Genomic DNA, 22,298 nt, shown 5'->3' on the forward strand with positions numbered 1-22,298 from the left:
GGTGGGGCGCCTGTCGCGATCTCGGGACGGTACCTGAGGGGGACCGGTACGAGCGTCCGACAGGCGCCGGATCGTCCGTACAGCCACCCCCGTCACCCCCGTCCCACCCCCTACTCCAGCTCCGCCCCACCTCGCGGATACCGCGCCACCCACCCCGGCGCCGCCCCCGCAGGGTTGTGCAGGGCCGGCCCCTGCGTCATCTCCATGGCGAAGTCGTCGGCGAGTTCGAGAAGTGTCGGCCGCCCCTCAAGCTCTGCGAGCCAGGCCGGGGGGAGGGCCGTCTCGCCGTGGAGGGCGCCGAGGAGGGAGCCCGTGAGGGAGGCGGTCGGGGCGGAGGGGGCGCTGTGGTTGACGGCGAGGCGCAGGCCGTGCCGGACGTCCTCGGCGACGAGCGCGCAGTAGACGGCGGCGGAGAGCAGTTCGGGGGCGCTGCCGGACCCGGCGAGTTCCTCGACTCGCACAGGGGTCGGCAGCCCTTGTCTGACCGCGCCGAGCCCGCGTTGCAGCGCCTCGGAGACGGGCTCGTGGCCGGGCCGCGCCGACAGGTGGGACAGGGCCCGCTGCACCGCGCTGTCGAGACTGTCGCCCCTGGCCAGCGCGTGGACGGTGACGGCGTACGCGCCCGCCGCGAGGTAGGCTGCGGGGTGGCCGTGGGTCTGCGCCGCGCACTCCACCGCGAGCTGCGCGACCAACTGCGGCTCCCAGCCGACCAGCAGACCGAACGGCGCCGAGCGGCCGAGCGCCTCGGGGCCGTCCGCCGCCGGGTTCTTCGGTGATTCGAGGGTGCCCATCCGGTCGTCCCCGAGGCCGAGGAGCAGCGCGCGCGTCGGGTCGCGGCGGGCGTACAGCCACTCCTCGCGGGCCAGCCAGCCGTCGTCCTTGCGGCGTAGGTCGGGGCCCCAGTCGCGTTGCGTGGCCGCCCAGCGCAGATACGCGCGATGTAGATCTGTGGGGGGATGCCAGGCGCCGGTGTCGCGGCGGACCTGGGCGCGGATCAGGCCGTCGACCGTGAAGAGGGTGAGCTGGGTGAGGTGGGTGATCGCGCCGCGTCTGCCGTAGGCCGGGATGAGGTCGGCGACCCCGTCGACCCCGTACACCCTGAGTATCTCCTGCGCGGAGACCCGGTCCACCGGAGCTCCGAGGGCGTCCCCGAGGGCCCCGCCCAGCAGTGTGCCGCGTACCCGGCTGCGGAAGTCCTGTTGCTCGGTGCGGCCCCAGATGGGCCCGGCCGCCGTACTCACCACCAAGCCTCCCTGGCACCGTCCGCCGTCCCTGCGACACGATTCGCCACTGTAATCGAACGGGGACGGGGAGTTCAGGGGCTGCTCGGTATGCCCTCTGTGCCCGAAGCGCGAAGGTTTTCGACCGTACTCGCACCGTTTCCGCACACGGGGAGGCAGGCGGGGTGGAGGTCAGCCGTACGGCGTACCGCTGAAGTAGGGGGTCAGGTGCGTACAGGGTCCTGCTGAACTCTGGGCGCGACGGAGGGCTTACGGCAAGCGTGAAGAAGGCCAAGGGCAAGCAAAATCGTCTGCCAAGGTGACTTCAATTCCTGTACGTGAACGGCAAGTTGGCCGAGAAGCATCGCTCGCCCCAGCCGGGAGAACGCCACTCACCGCATCAATTCCCCCGCGTTCACCAGCAACGACTGCCCCGTGATCGCCCGAGCCCGCGGCGACGCCAGGAACACCGCCGCGTCCGCCACGTCCCCGTCCGTCGCCAGCTCCGGCAGCGCCATCCGCCCGGCCAGCCGCTCCAGCACCTCCGCCTCCGGCACCCCCTCGGTGTGGGCCGTGAACCGCACGTACGCCTCCACCGGCGGCCCCCACATCCACCCCGGCAGCACGGTGTTCACCCGCACCCGGTGCGGCCCCAACTCCCGTGCCAGCGAGTACATCACGCTCGTCAGCGCCCCCTTGGACGCGGCGTACGCGGCCTGCCGGACCTGGGAGGGAGCCGCCACCGCCGACTGCGTCCCGATGAACACCACCGCGCCCCCGCCCTCCTTCAGCGCCGGCAGACAGGCGCGCGTCATCCGTAGCGCCCCCAGCAGATTCACATCCATGACGGACCGCCAGGTCTCGAAGTCGGCGTCCTCCACACCCCCGAAGTAGGAGTCCCAGGCGGCGACTTGGACGACGGCGTCGATCCCCCCGAACCGCGAGACCGCCAACTCGGCGAGCCGTACGCACTGTTGCTCGTCGGTGATGTCGGTCGAGAGGTGGGCGGTGTGCGTCCCGCCCGGGTCGATGTCCCGCGCGGACTTGGCGAGTCGATCCTCGGTCCGGGCCCCCAGCACGGCGTTCCCCCCTTCCCGTACGACGGCCGCCGCGACCTGGTGCCCCAGACCCGCACCGACTCCGGAGACGACGACGGTCCTGCCGGCGAGCAGAGACATGAGCCCTCCCTGAGACTTCCGCATTGTCTGACGGACCGTCAGAGTATGGGCGACCGCAGGAAAGGGGAACGTGCATGAGCGAGGGCAACAGCAGTGACCTGTATGCCGAGTTGGCGTCCGTGGGCCCCTACGGCGTCCACCCCGGCCACGCCCTGATCACCATGGTCGAACCGCACCCCGGGCACGAGTACGCCTACAACCGCTGGTAATTCCGGTGCACCCCTTTGACCTGAGCTTATGGGAGTCGAAACGGCTGTGACCTGCTAGGACGGGTTGCAGGGGCGATCGGAGGCAGTCAGAGGAAAACGCTCTGATTCGACCCCAGTTCGACCCGGGCCGCTCGGGGGCAGTCAGAGGCGATCCCTCTGCAACTCGCCTTTGCCTGACCCAAGTTGACGGGCGTCGATCAGGAGTGGTGCTCCCGACGGCTCTTCGCTCCGACCTTGGTCGAGCTGCGATGGGGACGCCTGCCTCCGTACGGCGACGGGCATAAGAAAACCCCCAGGACGGGCAATCCTGGAGGCTTCCCTGGCACCGATTGGAGGTCGGCTCCGGATGCCACCCGTGGTTTTAGCGGGCCTGGGTGGTCCACGTCCTTGCGAGACGACCCCACCGTGCCACACCACACCCACCAGACAGAACCACGGCGACAGACCCCTCACCCGAACGGCCGACCAGGCCGCCATCAACGCCCTGCGGCGGCAGCCGATCTTCTCTTGCTCGGCGACCTCACCGGCCGCTACGCGGCAGGTAGTTACAGCAGGCTCGGCTCCGAGAGGACGGCGGTCACGTCCCCTCTGATGCAACGCCGTTGCATCACGCGGGACGCCATCGCGGTGTGAGCCCGGCAAGCCGGATCACTCCGTCCAGGACACGGGAAGTCACACACCCATCGGCGTCCGTGTAGCGCACCAGAAGTGCCCGCACCCGCCTGACACGAGGAGACACATTTTCATCATGGATTTGTGCAACCATTTCCGCATCCGGAGTGTCCGCGTCTACATGCACACGCACGTCCTGGACCTGCAGGCCCAATCGGGCCAACTCGTGCCGCAGTCGGTCCTGTTCGGTCCGGCCGAGCCCCAGGGTCCGCATGCTCTGTGCGAAGACCGGCTCCGGCACGACACCATTCACGGCGGCACGTCTCAAGCGAGACAGCAGTTCGCCCATGGCGGCTCTCAAGCCGGGCGCAGTCGCTTCCCCGGTGGTTCGATCCTGCATGCCACCCACCCCCGCTCACTTCAGAGCGAGATTAAGACTGGCGCGTTGACGATGTCAACGGATGTGCGCATTTCAATCGGGATGGATTTCGTGTACAGTGACGACTGGCTCACTGTCCGTTCTGACACGATGGGCCGCGCGGCAGCAGACCAGGGGGCGCGTTCCGTTCCGGAACCGCGAGAACGCGAGCAGTAGGCAGAGGAGCGGCAATGGGCCATGAGCTCGTCGACGGCAGATTCCGCATCGGGCGCGTCATCGGCAGGGGCAACATGGGGGAGGTCCACCAGGCCGAGGACCTGCGCGCTCCTGAGGGCTCGCCCAGCCGCACGGTGGCCGTGAAGACGATCCTGCGCCGCCGTACCGGAGGCCGGATCGACACCGGCGGCGACACCAAGGCCGTGGAGCGCTTCGCCCGCGAAGTGAACATCATGCGCCAGCTGGATCATCACCCCAACATCACCAGGCTCGTCGCGGGCGGCATCGCCGCGGACTGCGACGATCTGCCCTACCTGGCGATGGAGCACCTGGACGGCGAGTCGCTGCGCGACCTCATCGAGGAGGAGTCGCAGCTCCCGGTCGCCTGGGTCGCCGCCATCGGCGCCCAGATCGCCGCCGGCCTCGCCGCCGCCCACGCGAAGGGCGTGGTCCACCGGGACCTGAAGCCCGCCAACGTCATGCTCACACGGGGCGGCACGGTCAAGGTGCTCGACTTCGGCATGGGCAGCATCGTCGACGACCCGGACCAGACCCGCTTGACCAGCACCGGCGTCAGCGTGGGCACCGCCCGCTACATGGCGCCGGAACAGTGCCAGGCCAAGCAGGTGACCCAGGCCGCCGACCTGTACGCACTGGGCTGCGTGCTGTACGAGATGCTGGTCGGCGTCCCTCCGTTCACGAGCGAGTCGGCGTACGAGCTCGCCGAGCGGCATGTCCATCAGGAGCCCAGCCCCGTCCGCGTGATCCGCGGCGAAGTCCCCGCCGAGCTCGCCCGTCTCGTGGACCGGCTGCTGGCCAAGGACCCGGCGGACCGCCCGGCCGACGCCGTGACCGTGCGGGACGCTCTGCTCCCTCTCGCCGTACCGTCGTCGGACGGCACCAGTCTGGTCCCTGCCTGGAGCGAGCGGGACCCGACGCTCCCCCTGCGCGAGACCGCCCCGGCCCCGGTGACCGTCCCGCCGCAGCCGCCCGCCCCGGCGCTCGGCTCCGGTGCCGGCATGGACGTCTTCGGTGTCCATCAGGCGCTGATCCGCGACTACCGCTCCTTCACGGAGGGTGGCACGGTCATCCGCGACGAGCGCATCAAGGCGTACGTCGAGAAGGACCTCGACGACAAGTCCCAGTGGCCGAACCCCTGGCTGTCGCTCAACCCCTTCTTCCAGGGCGGCGGCACGGTGGTCGAGCTCGCCCAGCAGAAGGTGCTGCACCCCGAGTGCGCCCGCATCTTCCAGGCGAAGAAGACCGAGGGCGGCACCGTCTGCGACGGCCGGCCGCTCCTCCTCCACCGGCACCAGCGCGACGCCATCGACGCCGCCGCCTCGGGGGCGTCGTACGTCCTGACGACCGGCACCGGCTCGGGCAAGTCGCTCTCCTACATCGTCCCGATCGTCGACAAGGTGCTCCACGAGCGCGACGAGGAGGGCCCGAACGCTCCGAAGCGCGTGCGGGCGATCATCGTGTATCCGATGAACGCGCTCGCCAACAGTCAGCTGCGGGAGCTGGAGAAGTTCCTGCGCGACGGCTACGGCGCGGGCCGCGAGCCGGTCACCTTCGCCCGTTACACGGGCCAGGAGGATGACGCGAAGCGCAAGGAGATCCGTGACAACCCGCCGGACATCCTGCTCACCAACTACGTGATGCTGGAGCTGATGCTGACCCGCCCGGCCGACCGGGCGAGCCTCATCAGGATGGCTCGGGGCCTGGAGTTCCTCGTCTTCGACGAACTGCACACCTACCGAGGCCGACAGGGCGCCGACGTCGCGCTGCTGATCCGCCGGGTCCGCGAAGCCTGCCAGGCGGAGAACCTCCAGTGCATCGGCACGTCGGCCACCATGTCGACCGAGGGCACGCTGGAGGACCAGCGGCAGGTCGTCGCCGGTGTGGCGAGCACGCTGTTCGGCACGACGGTCCGCCCCGAGCACGTCATCGGCGAGACCCTGGTTCGGGCGACCGGTGAGGCACCCGACACAGTACCGGCCGAGCGCCTCACCTCCGCCGCCCCGCGCGCCTACGACGACCTGGCACGAGACCCGCTGGCCCGCTGGATCGAGGACCGCTTCGGCCTCGTCGAGGACGACGCCACCGGCCGCCTGGTACGCCGGCCGCCTACGCAGATCGAGGTGGCGGCACGCGAGCTGCACGAGACGTCGGGCGTCGACGAGGAGAACTGCGCGGAGGCGATCCGTGCCACCTTGGAGGCCGGCTCGCAGGCGCTCAACCCGCGCAACGAACGGCCGCTGTTCGCGTTCCGCCTGCACCAGTTCCTCTCCAAGGGCGACACCGTCTACGTCACCCTGGAGGACAAGTCCTCCCGCCACCTCACCCGCTCCTACCAGATCGAACAGCCGGGCAGCGGCGGCAAGTCACTGATCCCACTGGCGTTCTGCCGGGAGTGCGGCCAGGAGTACCTGACCGTGTGGCGCACGGAGAAGGACGGCGAGGTCCGCTACGAGGCCCGCCGCGACACCTCGGCCACCGGCGGCCGACAGGGCGACGGCTACCTCTACGTCGACCACGAGCGCGAGTGGCCGTCCAACGTGCAGTACGCGGTGGACGACCGCCGACTGCCCGAATCCTGGCTGGAGTTGGACGACAAGGGCCAGGAGGTCGTCAAGCGCACCTACCGCGACCGGGTACCGAAGGCCGTCACCGTCGACGCGTTCGGCCGTGAGGGCCGGGGCGAGCTGAAAGCCGCGTTCATCCCCTCGCCGTTCCTGTTCTGCCTGCACTGCGGCGTGGCGTACGAGCAGACACGCGGCCGGGACTTCGCCAAGCTGGCGACGCTGGACCAGGAGGGCCGCTCCTCCGCGACCTCGCTGGTCTCGGCGTCGATCGTCCGTTCGCTGAAGTCGGTGCCCGCGGAGGCCCTCGACAAGAAGGCGCGCAAGCTCCTCACGTTCGTCGACAACCGGCAGGACGCCTCCCTCCAGGCCGGCCACTTCAACGACTTCGTGCAGATCACCCAGTTGCGTGGCGCGCTGTACCGGGCGGCGCTGGACGCCGGCGAGGATGGGCTGCACCACGAGGAACTGGCCTCGGCGGTGACCAACTCGCTCGCCGTCTCACCCGCCGACTACACCGGCGAGACCGACCTGCCGCCGTCACTGGCCCGCAACGCGGCCCGCACCCTGCGGGACGTGGTCGCCTTCCGCCTCTACCTCGACCTGGAGCGCGGCTGGCGCATCACCATGCCCAACCTGGAGCAGACGGGCCTGCTGGAGATCGACTACGAGGACCTGGGCTGGGTCGCCGCCAAGCAGGACCGCTGGGAGGGCGCCCACCAGGCACTGCGGGACGCCGACCCGGCACTGCGGGCCGAGGTCATGAAGGCGCTGCTGGACGAGATGCGCCGCTCCCTCGCCATCGACGTGTCGTACTTCCGCGACGACACCTTCGACTCCCTCCAGCGCGCCAGCGAGGAGCGGCTGGTCGACCCCTGGGTGCTGTCCTCCGCGGACAAGCCCCGGGTCGGCACGGCCTTCCCGTACCCGTCCCGGCCCGGCACGGACCGTTCGAGCCTGTTCCTGTCGGCACGCGGCAAGTTCGGCAAGTACCTGCGGCGCACGGACCGTACCTTCCGCGACCTGGACCAGGACGACCTCCAGCTGATCATCGCCGAACTGCTGAAGGTGCTGACCAAGGCGGGCCTGGTGAAGGAGGTGGAGGCCGCCCCGCAGCGCGCCGGCCGCTACCGCAGGACGTCGGCCACGGCCGCGATCGGCTACCGGGTGGCCGCCCAGTCGCTCGTCTGGCGTGCCGGCAAGGGAGAGTCCGGCGCGCACGACCCGCTGACCCGCACCTACCAGAGCGGCGACGGCCCGCGCATCAACACGTTCTTCCTCAAGCTGTACCGGGAGACCGCCGACGCCCTGTCGGGCCTGTACGCCCGCGAGCACACCGCCCAGGTGTCCCCCGAGGACCGCGAAGCCCGCGAAGAGGCCTTCCGCAAGGCCGAGTTGAAGCTCCTGTACTGCTCTCCCACGATGGAGCTGGGCGTCGACATCTCCGAGCTCAACGCGGTGATGATGCGCAACGTGCCGCCCACGCCCGCCAACTACGCCCAGCGTTCGGGCCGTGCGGGCCGCAGCGGCCAGCCCGCGCTGGTGACGACGTACTGCGCGACGGGCAACAGCCACGACCAGTACTACTTCCGCCGGCCCTGGCGCATGGTGGCGGGTGCGGTAGCTCCGCCGCGCCTTGACCTCGCCAACGAGGACCTTGTCCTCTCCCACCTCCAGGGCATCTGGATCGCCGAGGCCGGCCTGCGCCTGGGCCGTTCCCTCCCCGAGGTGCTCGACGTGTCGTACCCGGACTCCGGCGACCGCCCGGACCCGGCCCTGCACCTGCTGTCGGACATCCGGGACGCGGCCCACGACGACGGCGCCCAGCGGCGCACGGTCAACGCGGCCCTGCGTGTCCTCGGCCCGCTGTTCAAGGACTTCGCGGACACCACCTGGTGGCACGACGACTGGATCGACGACAAGGTCCGGACGGTCGCCGAACGCTTCGACCGGGCCTTCGACCGCTGGCGCAGCCTGTTCCGGGCCGCCCTGGACGACCAGTACGTCCAGAACAAGCGGCGCCTCGACTACAGCCTCACCGAGGGCGACCGCAACCGCGCCAACGCCCGCCGCCGCGAGGCCGAGACACAGCTGAACCTGCTGATGAACGAGAGCGTCGACAGCAAGTCGGTCCTCTCCGACTTCAACCCGTACCGCTACCTGGCCTCCGAGGGCTTCCTGCCCGGCTACAGCTTCCCGCGCCTGCCGCTGGCCGCCTACATCCCGACGATCGTCCGCCGCCGCGGCGACGGAGACTACCTCCAGCGCCCCCGCTTCCTCGCCATCCGCGAGTTCGGCCCCGGCTCGCTCATCTACCACGAGGGCGCCCGCTACCAGGTCACCCGCATTCAGCTGCCCCCGGACTCCTCCGGCGAGCTGACCACCGGCGAGGCCCGCCGCTGCGCGAACTGCGGCTACCATCACGAGCCCAAGGAACGCGAGGACCGCTGCGGCTTCTGCGACGAGACGCTGGGCGCGGCCACGTACGGCCTGCTGCACCTGCACACCGTGTACACCACGCGCCGGGAGCGGATCTCCTCGGACGAGGAGGAGCGGCGCCGGGCCGGTTTCCGGCTGGAGACCTCGTACCGCTTCCACGACCACGGCGTTCGCAAGGGCCGCCTCAACGCCACGATCGCGGACCCGGACGGTCAGTTGGCGCAGATCACCTACGGCGACTCCGCGACCGTCCGCATCACCAACACCGGCCGGGTACGCGCCCGTACGGACGAACCGCCGGGCTACTGGCTCGACCTGGCCGACGGCCGCTGGATGAACGACAAGGACGCGTCCGAGGCGTCCGGCGACTCCGGCGAACTGCCGCTGGTGGACGCGGACGGCAACGAACGGCGCCGCAAGAAGCGGGTCATCCCGTTCGTGGAGGACCGCCGCAACATCCTCGTCGTCACCCTCGACGAGGCGCTGCCCGAGCCGATCGCACTCACCCTGATGTACGCGCTGGAACGGGGCATCGAGGCCGCGTTCGAGCTGGAGGACGCCGAGCTGTCCAGCGAGTTGCTGCCGCCGGACGACGGCCCGAGGCGCCGCATCCTCCTCATGGAGGCGGCCGAGGGCGGCGCCGGCGTGCTGCGCCGCCTCCAGGCGGAGGACGACGCCTTCGCCAAGGCGGCCGGCCGCGCCCTGGAGATCTGCCACTTCTCGGCCGACGGCAAGGACGAGGGCGACGAGCAACACCGCCCCGGACGAGCCTGCGCGCTCGGCTGCTACGAGTGCCTCCTCACCTACGGCAACCAGCTCGACCACGCCCAGATCAACCGGCACACGGTGGCCGCCCTGCTGGTGCGGTTCGCATCGGCGACGGCGGCCCGCGAGTCACGCGGGGAGTCCCGATCGGAGCAGTACCGGCGGCTGCTGGCCGAAACCCCGGCCGCTCCCACGGCCGTCGAGGCGTCGGCGTCCGAACTGGCCGCACAGGGCGACTTCCTGGGCTGGGCTAGGGCACGCGGCCTGCGGCTTCCCGACGAGAAGGACGTCTTCCTGACGGACGCGAACGCGGCCCCGGACTTCGTCTACCGGCTCCCGGGCGCCAACGTCGCGGTGTTCGTCGACGGCCCCGGCACCGAGCCGAGTGCGCTGCGTGACGCGGACGCCGAGGAGCGCCTGTTCGACGCCACCTGGGACGTGGTTCGCTTCCCGCACGGCGACGACTGGGACGCCATCGCCGCCGCCCATACCCGCTACTTCGGCTCCACGGCCGCCAACTAGCCTTTGAAGAAAAGGATCTGAGGATCGCCATGGCATTCACGTTCTCCGCCGGATCCCTGGTGAAGGCCCGCGGCCGCGAGTGGGTGGTACTCCCCGAGAGCGAGCCCGACCTGCTCGTCCTGCGCCCGCTCGGCGGCTCGGACGACGACATCGCGGCTGTGTTCCCCTTCGAACCCGTCGAGGAGGCCCGCTTCGCGCCGCCCGAGCCGGCCGACCTCGGCGACCAGCGGGCGGCGGGACTGCTGCGCACGGCCCTGCGAGTCGGCTTCCGCTCGGGCGCGGGCCCGTTCCGCTCGCTGGCGGGCATCGCGGTCGAGCCCCGCGCGTACCAGCTCGTACCGCTGCTGATGGCCCTGCGCCAGAAGACGGTACGGATGCTGATCTCGGACGACGTCGGCATCGGCAAGACGATCGAGGCGGGCCTGATCGCGAGCGAGATGCTGGCCCAGGGAGAGGCGAGCGGCCTGGCGGTGCTGTGCTCCCCGGCCCTGGCCGAGCAGTGGCAGCAGGAGCTGCGCGGCAAGTTCGGCATCGACGCGGAGCTGGTCCTGTCCTCGACGGTGTCGCGGCTGGAACGGGGCTTGGACCTGGGCCAGTCGTTGTTCGACAGGTACCCGAACGTGATCGTGTCGACGGACTTCATCAAGTCCACGCGCCACCGCGACGACTTCGTGCGCCACTGCCCCGACCTGGTGATCGTCGACGAGGCGCACACGTGTGTGGCCGCCGACGACACCTCGACGAGCGCGCAGAGCCAGCTTCGCTACGAGCTGCTGCGCCGGGTGGCCGAGGACGCCGAGCGGCACCTGCTCCTGGTGACGGCGACCCCGCACAGCGGCAAGGAGTCGGCGTTCCGGAACCTGCTCGGCCTGGTCAAGCCGGAGCTGGCGGACGTGAACCTGGAGTCGGAGACGGGCCGGAAGCTGCTCGCCCAGCATTTCGTGGCCCGCAAGCGGGCGGACGTACGCCAGTACTTGACGAAGGAGGACGGCCTGGCGGACGACTCGCTGGCCGAGCGCACCGCGTTCCCCTCGGACCGCTTCTTCAAGGACGAGACGTACAAGCTGTCCCCCGAGTACCGGGCCCTGCTGGACGACGCGATCGCCTACGCGAGCGAGCGCGTCGAGGAGGCGGGCGGCCAGGGCAGGCGGGAGGCACGTATCGCCTGGTGGTCGGCGATCGCGCTGCTGCGCTCACTGGTGTCGTCCCCGGCGGCCGCCGCACAGACCCTGACGACGCGTTCCGCGGCGGCGATCGCGGCGTCGGCGGAGGAGGCCGACAAGCTGGGCGCCCCTCTCAACAGCGACGCGGCGGACAGCGACGCGATGGAGGGCATGGACGTGGCGCCGGGCGCGGAGACGGCCGAGGGGCCGGACGGGGGATCCGGCGAGGGGCCGGTGAAGTCGCAGCTCGCCGAACTGGCGCAGCTGGCCGAGCAGTTGAAGGGCCCGGACAAGGACCTCAAGCTGAAGGCGCTCATCAAGCACCTCAAGGCGCTGCTCGCCGACGGCTACAACCCGATCGTCTTCTGCCGTTACATCCCGACGGCCAAGTACCTGGCGGAGCAGCTCGCGAACGACCCGGAGACGAAGAAGCGCGGCCCCCTGGGAGCGAAGACGGTCGTCAAGGCGGTCACCGGCGAGCTGTCGCCGCAGCAGCGCATCGAGCGGATCGAGGCACTGGCGGCGGAGGCCGGCGAGGACGCGGGGGCCCGCCGGGTCCTGATCGCGACGGACTGCCTGTCGGAGGGCGTCAACCTCCAGCACTACTTCGACGCGGTCGTCCACTACGACCTGGCCTGGAACCCGACCCGCCACGACCAGCGCGAGGGCCGCGTCGACCGCTACGGCCAGCGCCGCGACGAGGTCCGCGTCATCACCCTCTACGGCGACGACAACGGCATCGACGGCAAGGTCCTGGAGGTGCTCATCAAGAAGCACCGCCAGATCAAGAAGGACCTCGGCATCTCCGTCTCCGTCCCCGACGAACTGTCGACGGGCGTGACGGACGCGATCGTGGAATGGCTGTTGATGCGCGGCCGGGAGAACGAGGACGCCCTGTTCAGCGCGGACGCCTTCAAGGTCGGCAAGGAGAAGCTGGAGAGCGACTGGAACTCGGCGGCGGAGCGGGAACGGCAGTCCCGCTCGCGGTTCGCGCAACGCTCGGTCCACCCGGAGGAGGTGGCCCGCGAGGTCGCCTCGATCCGGGATGCGCTCGGCGGCACGGGCGAGATCCGGACGTTCGTACGGGAGTCGCTGGGCGCCCTGAACGCCGTACTGCGGGGCGGCGGTGAGGACTTCACCGCGCAGGTGGGCGGCACCCCGGCGGGCCTGCGGGACGCGCTGGCGCCGGTGGTGGGCGCGGAGGTCGTCGACAAGGACCGCGAGATCCCGTTCCGGAGCGATCCGGCGGTGGCGCGGGGGGAGGCGGCGCTGGTCCGCACGGACCCGGTGGTGGGCGCGCTCGCTTCCCATGTGCTCAACGCCGCGTTGGACACCCAGGCGGAGGGCGCCCGCCCGGCCCGCCGCTGCGGCGTGATCACGACGGACGCGGTGCGCACGAGGACGACCCTGCTGCTGGTCCGTTACCGCTTCCACCTCACCCTGCCGTCCCGGAGCGGCGAACGGCAGCTGGTGGCGGAGGACGCACGGCTGCTGGCGTTCGAGGGCGCGCCGAAGAACGGCGTGTGGCTCACGCCGGAGCAGTCGGCCGCCCTGCTGGACGCGACCGCCTCGGAGAACACCGACCCGCACTTCGGGGAACGCACGATGACACGGATCCTCGGCCAACTGACGGATGTCAACGGCTATCTGGAGACATACGGCGACGAACTCGCCGCCGAACTGGACGCCGCCCACCGCCGGGTACGCGCCGCCTCGGGCGAGATCGTCCGGGGCCTGTCGGTCACCGCCCAGAAGCCCGCCGACATCCTCGGCGCGTACGTCTACCTGCCCGCCGCCGCTTCTGTCCCGGTTGGAGTGTCCGCCTGATGTCCGCCACCACCCGCAACCAGGTGTTCACCGCCGTCCACACGGTCGGGGGGCTGCTGCCGGCTGACATGCTGGTGCGGATCTCCGAGGGCAAGGACGTCCCGGGGTCCAAGCCCGCCGACTACGGCCTGCCGTCGTCCCGTTCGGTACGGGACGAGGCCGAGCGGAGCTGGGAGTACCTCAAGCCGCTCTGGCGCGACCTGCGCAAGCGCCTGCCGGAGGACCGGGAGACGGGCGTTCCGGCACACGACCCGACGGGACTCGCCGGGACCGACTGGCTGACGCCGCTCTGGCGCGAGCTGGGCTTCGGCCGGCTCACGGCGGTCGGAGCGGCGGGCATCACCGCAGACTCCGACACGGAGAAGAAGTTCCCGGTCTCGCACCGCTGGCAGCACGCCCTGATCCACCAGACCGCCTGGAACGCCGACCTGGACAAGCGACCGGGCGGCGCGGGCACGGTCCCGCCCCAGTCGATGCTCCAGGAGTGCCTGAACCGCACCGAGGCCCACCTGTGGGGCGTCCTGACGAACGGCCGCCAGGTGCGGCTGCTGCGGGACTCCAGCGCGCTGGCCACGGCGTCGTACGTCGAGTTCGACCTCGAAGCGATCTTCGACGGCGAGCTGTTCAGCGAGTTCGTGCTGCTGTACCGGGTACTGCATGTGTCGCGGTTCGAGGTGGGGGAGGGGGCGGCGCCTTCTTCCTGCTGGCTGGAGAAGTGGCGCACGGAGGCCATCGCGAGCGGCACGCGCGCCCTGGACCAGCTGCGGAAGGGGGTGCAGGAGGCGATCACCGCGCTGGGCACGGGCTTCCTGCGGCACCCGGAGAACACGGCACTGAGGGAGGACGTCCGCCCGAAGGCGCTGCAGAGCGCTTTGCTGCGCCTGGTGTACCGGCTGTTGTTCGTCTTCGTGGCCGAGGACCGCGAGGCGCTGCTGTCTCCGGGCGCGGACGGGATCGCCCGCGAGCGCTACGAGACGTACTTCTCGTCGGCACGGCTGCGCGCCCACGCGAGGAAGCGACGAGGTACCGCGCACGGGGACCTCTACGAAGCTCTGAGCATCGTCCTTACTGCGCTCGGCGACGAGAAGGGCCGCCCCGAGCTGGGCCTGCCCGGCCTCGGCGGCCTGTTCAACAACACGGACGCCGACGCCCCGCTGCGCGACCTGAAGCTCTCCAACGAGGCACTGCTGACGGCCGTGCGGCACCTCTCGCAGGTCCGGGACGGCAGCTCGGGCCGCTGGCGGGCGGTGGACTACCGGCACCTGGACGCGGAGGAACTGGGGTCGGTCTACGAGTCGCTGCTGGAGCTGGAGCCGAAGTACAGCGCGGCCGAGCGAACGTTCGCGCTGGTGGAGGTGGCGGGCAACACCCGTAAGGCGACAGGTAGTTACTACACGCCGTCCTCGCTGATCGAATGCCTGCTGAACTCCACGCTGGACCCGGTGATAAAGGATGCCGTCCAGCGCGGTGAGGAGGCGGCGGCGCGATCGGGAGCCACCGATCCGGCCGACGCCATCGTCAACGAGCTGCTGTCTTTGACGGTATGCGACCCGGCCTGCGGCTCGGGTCACTTCCTGGTGGCAGCGGCCCGCCGTATCGCCAAGCAGGTCGCGGCGGTCCGGGAACGCAACCCGGAGCCCACGCTGGACGCGGTGCGCCATGCCCTGCACGAGGTCGTCGCGCGATGCATCTACGGCGTGGACCTCAACCCCATGGCCGTGGACCTGGCCAAGGTGTCCCTGTGGTTGGAGGCCTTGGAGCCAGGTAAGCCGCTGAGCTTCCTGGACGCGCACGTCAAGCACGGCAACGGCCTGATCGGCGCCACGCCCAAGCTGCTGCGTGACGGCATCCCCGACGAGGCGTTCATCGCGACCGAGGGCGACGACAAGAAGTACGCGAAGGCCCTGGAGAAGATCAACCAGCAGGAGCGGGTCGGGCAGGGAAGCCTGTTCGACCTGGGCGGGGAGGCGGTCAGCGTCGCCAACACCGTGTTCGCGAGCGGGCTGCGCGCGATCACCCTGGCCCAGGCTGAGGAACTGCCCGACGTACGTCGTCAGGAGGAGGCGTACGGCAAGTGGACCGGCTCTGCCGACTACCGGCGTGCGCTGCGTGTCGCCGACGCGTGGTGTGCGGCGTTCGTGTGGCTGAAGACGTCGGAGGCGCCTCGGCCGGTGACGTACGCGGTGTTCAAGGCACTGGAGGATCCGAGCGGTCAGGGAGTGACCGAGGAGACCAAGACCGAGATCAAGCGCCTGCGTGAGCAGTTCTCCTTCTTCCACTGGCACTTGGAGTTCCCCGAGGTTTTCTCCGTGCCGGAGGACGGGCGGGGTGTGTCGCCGGACACCGGTTGGGCGGGCGGCTTCGACTGTGTTGTGGGTAACCCGCCGTGGGAGAATATCGAATTCAAAGAAAAAGAATTCTTCGAAACGCGCTCCACGGAAATTGCCCAAGCTTCGGGATCCGATCGGAAGAGTGCGATCTCCGATCTAGAAGCCGTTGATCCGGTAGCGTATCGAGAGTACAAGGAGGCTCTCCGGAAGCTGAAGTCCATCCCTCACTTCGTCAGCAACTCTGCCCTGTACCCCCTCTACTCTCGCGGCATGCGAGAGGTCAAGGGTGCGAATCGATATAAGTTCGAATTTCTTTTCGTAGAGAGGGGCCGAATGCTGACTTCCAGCTGTGGTCGCACCGGCCTCCTCGTTCCTACAGGAATTGCCACCGATGCTGTGACTCAGTTTCTGTTCCGTGACATGGTCGGCAGCCTGTCCATCGTCGCACTGTACGACTTCGAGAATGCCGCACCTCTCTTTCCCGGTGTGCACCGCTCGTTCAAGTTCAGCATCCTGTCTGTCACCGGTCGATCCCTACGTCAACCAGTGTCACGGTTCGCTTTCTTCCTACAAGATCCCGCAGAACTCGATGGCGCCGACAAGTCATTCACTTTGACCCCTCAAGAGCTCTCACTCCTCAACCCCAATACCGGCACGTGCCCTGTGTTCCGTTCGCGTCGCGAGGCCGAGATCTCGGTGCGCGCAGCACAACGGTTCGGCCCACTCCGCCGGAAGGATTCAGCTGGCCCCTTCGGGCTAACCATTCGGCGACTCTTCAACATGGGAATGCGCGATGTTCAGGATCTTTGCCAGCGAAGCGTAGTTCCCGGCGAAGGTCATGTGTCGATGTTTGAGTCCAAGTTGACACACGCATACAATCACCGTTACGCCACGTACCAGACCGACACCGTCAAAGAAACGCGCTATGCCGCTATTCGGGAGCTGAATGATCCTGAATGGAAAAATTACGGACGCTACACAATTTCCGCACAGGACCTGGATGCCAAGATCTCTGGGCTCTGGGAAAAGGAATGGGCTCTCGTCTGGGCTGACGTGGCGCGCAACACCGACGAAAGAACCCTGATTTCTCTCATTGTTCCTCGTGTTGCGACTGACTACACACTGCGCGTCGGATTCACCCGAAATTCGACAGTGGCTCCACTTCTGCTCTCAATTTTCAACTCCCATGTAGCGGATTATCTTCTACGGCTGCGTCAAGGAGGGCTGCACGTATCCGACTACATTCTGGAACAGCTTCCTGTGCCGGAACCCGAACAACTGGCTCCACATCAGTCCTTCCTGCTCGACCGAGTCCTCGAACTAACCTACACCGCATACGATATTGCTCCCTTTGCCCGTGACCTCGGTGACAGTAGACCCCCTTTCCACTGGAACGAGGGCCGTCGCACCGTCATCCGTGCGGAGCTGGACGCCGCCTTCTTCCACCTCTACGGCATCTCCCGCGAAGACGTCGACTACATCCTCGACACCTTCCCCATCGTCCGCCGCAAGGACGAGGCCAAGTACGGCACGTACCGCACCAAGGACCTGATCCTCGCCGAGTACGACCGCATGGCCGCCGCCGGCCTCACCCTGGAGAACCCACTTATGGACGGTGAGAACTACACCTCAACGCTCACCCCGCCCCCTGGCCACGGCCCCCGCCACCCCGCCTGAGAGCTCTCCCCGGAGACAGGAGCGCCACGGACCATGAGTAACCCGCAGCACCCGCAGCAGCCCGATCAGCTGCCCTCGGACTACGAGCTCGATGCATGGCGTGATATCCAGCAGTTCAAGGGCCGCCCGCTGTCGCAAGGGATGAAAAACGCCGGCGAGTACGTGGCCAACGGCGTCGCGGAGTTCGGCAAGCGTGCCGCGAAGCAACTGGAGAACCACCCGCGGGCCAAGTCGGCTGTTTCACGGGGACAGCAGTTCGTCGCCAAGGGCGCTCAGAAAGTGGGCGCCGGAACGCGCAAGGCAGCCGACGCCATGCCGGATTGGAGCGGCACCGCAGTTCAGTCCATACAGAAGACGCTGGCGCGGGCCTCGCGAGCGGGCCTGTCCCCCAAACGTGTGGTGGCGCTCCACACGAAGCGCGGGCACGACGTCGCATCGCTGCGCGACTTGCGCCGCCTCGACCTCGAACAGGTCGACGCCGTCCGAGGACGGGCGGCGAGCTGGTACTTCCCGGCCGCCGCAGCGCTCTCGGGAGCGGGTGCGGGACTTGTGATCTCTGGAGGAGAGCTCGTCATCGCCGCCTCCGCCGGCGCAGCGGCGGCCCCTTCCGGCGGCGCGATCACCGGTGCCTTCGTCGCCGATGCCGCAGTCGTCCTCGGACTCGCGTCCCGTGCCGTGGGTCAGGTCTCGCTGTTCTACGGCTACGACCCGGAGAAGCCCGCCGAGAAGCTCTTCGTCATGTCTGTCGTCAACGTCGGGACGGCGAGCTCGGTCGCCGCCAAGAACCGTGCGATGTCCGACGTCTCACGGCTCACCCAGGCTCTCTTCCGCGGCAAGACGTGGGAGGTCCTGAACGAGGCGCTTGTCACCAAGGTCTCGCAGCAGTTCGCGAAGGCGTTCGGCTTCCGTCTCACCAAGAAGGGACTCGGCAAGGCTGTACCCGCGTTCGGAATCGTCGTCGGAAGCACCCTCAACTGGGCCACCCTGGAAGGGATCGTCGACGCCGCCGAGATGGCGTACCGGCGGCGGTTCCTCCTGGAGAAGTACCCGCATCTCGCCGACGAGGAGGCAGACGGTTCGTTCGCCGACATCAGCCAGGACGACTCGGATGTCCCGGACGACGCCGACGAGGAGATCAGTGTGCTCGACGAGATAGCCGAGGCGGGCGGGCCCGACCTCCACTGACCCCCGGTGTCCGGCGATGAACGTCATGACGCGACCGCTGGGACGAACACAGCTCAGGCCCCACCGCGCACCCCACGAACCGCGGCCACTCCTCACAGCGTCGTAGGGACAAAGCCAAGTCCGGTGTCAACCACGCGAAGGAGCTGAACGTCGCCGAGCACATCGGCACGGCCGCCGTCGGCCCCACCCTGGCGACCCCCCGCCTACCGAAGGCGGGAGCTACACCTCCACCGCGAGAGCCAATCCACACCCCTCTCAAGAGACAACCGAACGGCCGGTCAGCGTCGGCCGGCCACGCCGAAGGGACAGCCGATGGAACCTCGCGGCTACCGCATGGTCATATCGACCCCGCAGGACTACGTCACCGCCTCCGCGCTCGCCGAACGCCAGCTCTACGCCTGGCTGGAACAGAAGCGCTACGACACCTCCGCGCTGGACGAGGGCCGCAACGACATAGCCGCGAACGTCACGCTCGACCGTGACTCGGCGTCAGGCCTTCGGGGCGCCTACACCCGCTGGCGCATGCGCGAGACCCCGTCTCCGCACGTCGGGACCTGGCAGTCCACGCTCATCATCCGCCGGGACCATCGGGACCCCGAGGACCGCACCTGGCTCCAGGTCGACATCGAGCACATGCCGGCGTCCCGCGACAATCCACCGACCCGCGCCAACACTCCCGCCATCGCGCGCCTGCTTCTCGACTCCCTCGACGCGAGAGACGGTCTCGCCGAGGTGAAGTCGAAGCCCAGCTTCATCGAGCCGGAGGATGTCCAGGAGGTCATCGAGGAACTCTGCGACGAGCAGCGCCGCCTCCCCGTCGTCGTCGCCACCGTCCCGTACGGCGCTGACGCCGACACCTACGCCGAGACCACGCTGGAGACCGCCTGCAAGTACCTCCCCGGCCTCGCCATCCTCTACGTCCTCTCGCCCGAGGCCCAGCCCGCTTTCAACAGAGCTCTCGAATTCCACCCGGTGTTCGGGGGCGGCATCCGCACCTACCTCCCCGGCATGGACCCCGCCTGGAAGCCGGACGCCCAACGTCACCCGGTGATGTCACGGCGAACCCTTGAGGCGGACGTGCACCGTGCCGCGAAAACCCTCGCAGTCCTCCCTCAACGTCTCGCACTACGACACCAGTTGCCTGGCGCTCTGGCATCGCTGCCCATCCAGCGAACCAGACCGCGCCAGCAAGCCCACGGCTCCGACGTCGACAAGCTGACCGTCGAGAACAAGACCCTCAACGCGCTCCTTGACGAGGCCGAGCAGATCGAGGCGACCCGAGCCCAGGAGATCTGCGGACTCAACGAGGACCTGGAGAAGGCGGACCACGCCGCGAACGAACTCCGTGGCGAGAACGAGGAGTTGTACGAGCAGTTCCAGGCCGTCCAGCGCCGCGTCCGTTTCCTGCAGGAACAGCTCAGGAACACCGGCGAGTTCGAAGCCGCCAACGCCGAGCCCCCAACCCTCGACATCATCTACCCGGAGACCTTCTCCGACCTGCTCGACCGCCTCGGCGAACTCCCGCATCTCTCCTTCACCGGCAAGCAGAAGATCACCCGCGACCTGGACAGCCAGTCCGTGGACAACTGGCTTCACGTCGCTTGGGACGCTCTCCTCTCCCTGAACCACTTCGCCAAGGCCTCGGCAGACGGCACCGCAGGCGGCGACTTCCTCAGCTGGTGCAAGGGCGAGGAGTCACAGGCATACCCGTTCCCGGCGGCCAAGGTCGCAATGCGCGAGTCGGACACCGTCGCCCGCAAGGACAAGCTCCGCCGCGAACGCATGCTCCCCGTGCCGAAGTCGGTGGACCCGGCCGGCGAGGTCTTCATGCAGGCGCACCTGCGCATCGGCTCGGGCAACACCGTCGCCCCGCGCCTGCACTTCTACGACGACGGACCGCAGACAGGCCGGGTGTACGTGGGGTATCTCGGCCCCCACCTGCGCAACACCCTGACCTGACGGGCGCGGTAGGGATCAGGCCCCGGCCACGAATGCCACGAACTCCGTCCAGTGATCTCGCCCCACGCCGAAGTGCGGGCGAGTCACGCCCTTGGAGTCCCGTACGTAGATGGCCTGTTCGGTGCGGGCGACCTCGACGTAACTGTCGCTCTGGATTCCGTTTGTAGCTGATCCCGAGCCGGGCGAGTCCCTTCACACTCATGGGCCGAGCTGGTCCATCCCCGTGCGATGCGCGGCCCCAAGGAGATTCGACGGAGTCACCACAAGCAGGCAGAGAACTGCTGGGGGCAGCACAGGTAGACCACCGCGCGTTCACCGACGGACGGACTGTTAACGGCCCGCTGTTACCTGGGCTGCGCGGGGAGTTCGCTGACGAAGGTGCCTACGCCTGGGTGCATCTGCGCCAGACCCGCAGCCCGTAGCTCCGTCAACACGCGCCGTGCGGTCATCTGTGCGATGCCGAACTCGCTTTGGATCGCCAGAACACCGGGCAACTGCGATCCCGGCGGATAGGTTCCGTCCGCGATCCGCCCCTCAACGACCGCGTAGACCTGCTTCCAGCGTGGTACATCCGGCTCCCATTCCATGCCCTGGACGCTAGGCGGCCCTATCAAGATGAGCGAGACGAGTTGGTCAATACAGACTAGCTACCCTAGCTAGCTATGCATACTCTGTATGCAGAACACCCCGGCGGCCTGGCAGGGCCCCGGGGCGTGGCCACCAGCCTCCAAGGAGCTGATGACAGTGAGAATTATCCACACGCTCGTGCGGTGGACCCTGGGAGTGTTCGTGCCCGGTACCGGCAGGCGCCGGGCGGACACACGCTCCGCCGGGCAGACCCCCGCTTGTATGTTGGAGGCGCCCCCTGCGACCGCGCCGTGGCCCCCGCTGCGGCGCTCGCCCTACGGCGTCGAAGTGCCGTTGCCCGGTGAGGCGACAGCCGTGGTCCGACCGTACGTCGTCCTCGCCGAGCGGGAGCGCGAGTGGGCGTGTGAGCGGGCGCGGCAGCGGCGGCGCCGTGTCGCCATGGTCCTGGCCGCCGACTTCGGTATCGACCTCGACCGGCATGTGGTCGGCGCCGAGGCGGTGGCCTGATGAGTGAGCCGGGCAGGCCGCGCGAGCCGCGGGAGCCGAGCGGGGCCCCGAGACCGTCCCGGGCCGGACGCGTGCGCCGGGGCGTATGTGTGTCAGCTGCTGTGCGATCACCGATACGCCGGTCGTCGTCTCGGTGGTGCACCAGGGAACCGGCCCCGGCTTCACGGTGTACGTGTGCCAGGACTGCGCCCCGCACTTCCCGCCAGTACCGGACGTACTGTCGCTGCCGCCGGCGTCTGGCCACGGTGGTGGCGAGCGGTGAAGGCCGGAACCCCTCCCGAACCGGGCAGGTCCCGTATGGTCATCAGCACCTACCACCTCGACGGCGACGGGCGCCTGCTCGGCGCGGCGGAGCCGACCGCGTACACCCCTGGCACGACCACGCTCCCGCCGGTGTCCCTCGGGTGGCCCCCGTGCCGCTGCCCGAGGTGCCGGACCGGCCGCGGTCCACGCGGCCGGTAGTGGCTCCCGCGCACGGCCTGCGGGCGACCGCCCTGCGGAGGCGCGCACTACACAACCAAGGCAAAATATTACCCCTGCATGATATTGTGCAGGGGTAATGAACGGGAGTGAGGGAGTGCATGCCCTTCAAGATCGTCGTGGTGGAACCGGCGAGAAGCTGGTTGCACCATCTCCGTCAAACCGACAGGGACACACTGGTCCAGATCACGCAGGCACTCAACGTTCTGCAGATCGAAGGCCCCGCCCTGGGGCGCCCTCTCGCTGACCGGATCACCGGCTCGGCCTTGCCGAACCTCAAGGAGTTGCGGCCCGGCTCATCCGGAGCGAGCGAGGTGAGATTGTTGTTCGTGTTCGATCCCGAGCGGAACGCTGTGATCCTCGTCGGCGGCGACAAAGCCGGCAACTGGTCCGGGTGGTACCGGACGGCGATCAAGGAAGCGGAAGAGGCGTACTCGGCGTACAGGGAGGAGTCATAAGC

General features: G+C 68.9%; 13 protein-coding genes. 9 read left to right on the top strand and 4 right to left on the bottom strand.

Annotated elements, in window-relative coordinates; all coding sequences use genetic code 11:
- Window positions 1-110: 110 nt before the first annotated feature.
- Together ACVNF4_RS00465 and ACVNF4_RS00470 are read right to left on the bottom strand one after the other, a co-directional pair.
- Window positions 111-1,241: an ADP-ribosylglycohydrolase family protein gene (locus ACVNF4_RS00465; protein WP_461800584.1), complete on the bottom strand. Its 1,131-nt coding sequence runs from the start codon at window positions 1,239-1,241 to the stop codon at window positions 111-113.
- Between the two features lie 371 nt (window positions 1,242-1,612).
- A complete protein-coding gene (locus ACVNF4_RS00470) occupies window positions 1,613-2,398 on the bottom strand; it encodes an SDR family oxidoreductase (RefSeq protein WP_461800585.1) in 786 nt (261 codons plus the stop codon).
- A gap of 74 nt (window positions 2,399-2,472) precedes the next feature.
- On the opposite strand from ACVNF4_RS00470, the gene ACVNF4_RS00475 reads away from it, so the two are divergent.
- The 7 genes from ACVNF4_RS00475 to ACVNF4_RS00505 all read left to right on the top strand — a co-directional run bounded on the left by ACVNF4_RS00475 (window position 2,473) and on the right by ACVNF4_RS00505 (window position 20,263).
- On the top strand, window positions 2,473-2,607 hold the full coding sequence (locus tag ACVNF4_RS00475) for a hypothetical protein (RefSeq protein WP_461800615.1): 135 nt from the start codon (window positions 2,473-2,475) through the stop codon (window positions 2,605-2,607).
- Between the two features lie 748 nt (window positions 2,608-3,355).
- Entirely contained in the window at window positions 3,356-3,814 is a 459-nt protein-coding gene (locus tag ACVNF4_RS00480; RefSeq protein ID WP_461800586.1) for a hypothetical protein, read from the top strand.
- Between the two features lie 14 nt (window positions 3,815-3,828).
- Window positions 3,829-10,122, top strand: a complete 6,294-nt coding sequence (locus tag ACVNF4_RS00485; protein WP_461800587.1) for a protein kinase domain-containing protein — start codon at window positions 3,829-3,831, stop codon at window positions 10,120-10,122.
- Between the two features lie 29 nt (window positions 10,123-10,151).
- Window positions 10,152-13,112 (top strand): helicase-related protein, encoded by a 2,961-nt coding sequence (locus ACVNF4_RS00490; protein ID WP_461800588.1) that lies wholly within the window; start codon window positions 10,152-10,154, stop codon window positions 13,110-13,112.
- A complete protein-coding gene (locus tag ACVNF4_RS00495; protein ID WP_461800589.1) occupies window positions 13,112-17,119 on the top strand; it encodes an Eco57I restriction-modification methylase domain-containing protein in 4,008 nt (1,335 codons plus the stop codon). The genes ACVNF4_RS00490 and ACVNF4_RS00495 overlap by 1 nt, the downstream gene beginning before the upstream one ends.
- 33 nt (window positions 17,120-17,152) lie before the next feature.
- Window positions 17,153-18,304, top strand: a complete 1,152-nt coding sequence (locus ACVNF4_RS00500; RefSeq protein WP_461800590.1) for an EcsC family protein — start codon at window positions 17,153-17,155, stop codon at window positions 18,302-18,304.
- Window positions 18,305-18,616: 312 nt separating this feature from the next.
- Window positions 18,617-20,263 carry a hypothetical protein gene (locus tag ACVNF4_RS00505; protein WP_461800591.1) on the top strand — a complete coding sequence of 549 codons (1,647 nt, stop codon included), beginning with the start codon at window positions 18,617-18,619 and terminating at the stop codon, window positions 20,261-20,263.
- A 15-nt stretch (window positions 20,264-20,278) separates the two neighbouring features.
- Here the strand turns inward: ACVNF4_RS00505 and ACVNF4_RS00510 are convergent, their stop codons facing one another.
- Both ACVNF4_RS00510 and ACVNF4_RS00515 read right to left on the bottom strand, forming a co-directional pair.
- Window positions 20,279-20,419, bottom strand: coding sequence for a DUF397 domain-containing protein (locus tag ACVNF4_RS00510; protein WP_461800613.1), 141 nt, complete (start codon window positions 20,417-20,419; stop codon window positions 20,279-20,281).
- A 188-nt stretch (window positions 20,420-20,607) separates the two neighbouring features.
- The gene (locus ACVNF4_RS00515) at window positions 20,608-20,850 is read right to left on the bottom strand and encodes a GntR family transcriptional regulator (protein WP_461800592.1); all 243 of its coding nucleotides are present in this window, start codon (window positions 20,848-20,850) and stop codon (window positions 20,608-20,610) included.
- 262 nt (window positions 20,851-21,112) lie between these two features.
- Here ACVNF4_RS00515 and ACVNF4_RS00520 point away from each other — a divergent pair, with 262 nt between their 5' ends.
- The gene (locus tag ACVNF4_RS00520; protein WP_461800593.1) at window positions 21,113-21,358 is read left to right on the top strand and encodes a hypothetical protein; all 246 of its coding nucleotides are present in this window, start codon (window positions 21,113-21,115) and stop codon (window positions 21,356-21,358) included.
- 581 nt (window positions 21,359-21,939) lie between these two features.
- Window positions 21,940-22,296, top strand: a complete 357-nt coding sequence (locus ACVNF4_RS00525) for a type II toxin-antitoxin system RelE/ParE family toxin (protein ID WP_461800594.1) — start codon at window positions 21,940-21,942, stop codon at window positions 22,294-22,296.
- Window positions 22,297-22,298: the final 2 nt, after the last annotated feature.

This window comes from Streptomyces sp. S6 (assembly GCF_054880855.1).

Coding starts and splice junctions, on each gene's coding strand:
- ACVNF4_RS00475 (WP_461800615.1), top strand. CDS start 2,473: ATGAGCGAGGGCAACAGCAGTGACCTGTATGCCGAGTTGGCGTCCGTG.
- ACVNF4_RS00515 (WP_461800592.1), bottom strand. CDS start 20,850: ATGGAATGGGAGCCGGATGTACCACGCTGGAAGCAGGTCTACGCGGTC.
- ACVNF4_RS00485 (WP_461800587.1), top strand. CDS start 3,829: ATGGGCCATGAGCTCGTCGACGGCAGATTCCGCATCGGGCGCGTCATC.
- ACVNF4_RS00490 (WP_461800588.1), top strand. CDS start 10,152: ATGGCATTCACGTTCTCCGCCGGATCCCTGGTGAAGGCCCGCGGCCGC.
- ACVNF4_RS00480 (WP_461800586.1), top strand. CDS start 3,356: ATGGATTTGTGCAACCATTTCCGCATCCGGAGTGTCCGCGTCTACATG.
- ACVNF4_RS00505 (WP_461800591.1), top strand. CDS start 18,617: ATGGAACCTCGCGGCTACCGCATGGTCATATCGACCCCGCAGGACTAC.
- ACVNF4_RS00500 (WP_461800590.1), top strand. CDS start 17,153: ATGAGTAACCCGCAGCACCCGCAGCAGCCCGATCAGCTGCCCTCGGAC.
- ACVNF4_RS00470 (WP_461800585.1), bottom strand. CDS start 2,398: ATGTCTCTGCTCGCCGGCAGGACCGTCGTCGTCTCCGGAGTCGGTGCG.
- ACVNF4_RS00520 (WP_461800593.1), top strand. CDS start 21,113: ATGTTGGAGGCGCCCCCTGCGACCGCGCCGTGGCCCCCGCTGCGGCGC.
- ACVNF4_RS00495 (WP_461800589.1), top strand. CDS start 13,112: ATGTCCGCCACCACCCGCAACCAGGTGTTCACCGCCGTCCACACGGTC.
- ACVNF4_RS00525 (WP_461800594.1), top strand. CDS start 21,940: ATGCCCTTCAAGATCGTCGTGGTGGAACCGGCGAGAAGCTGGTTGCAC.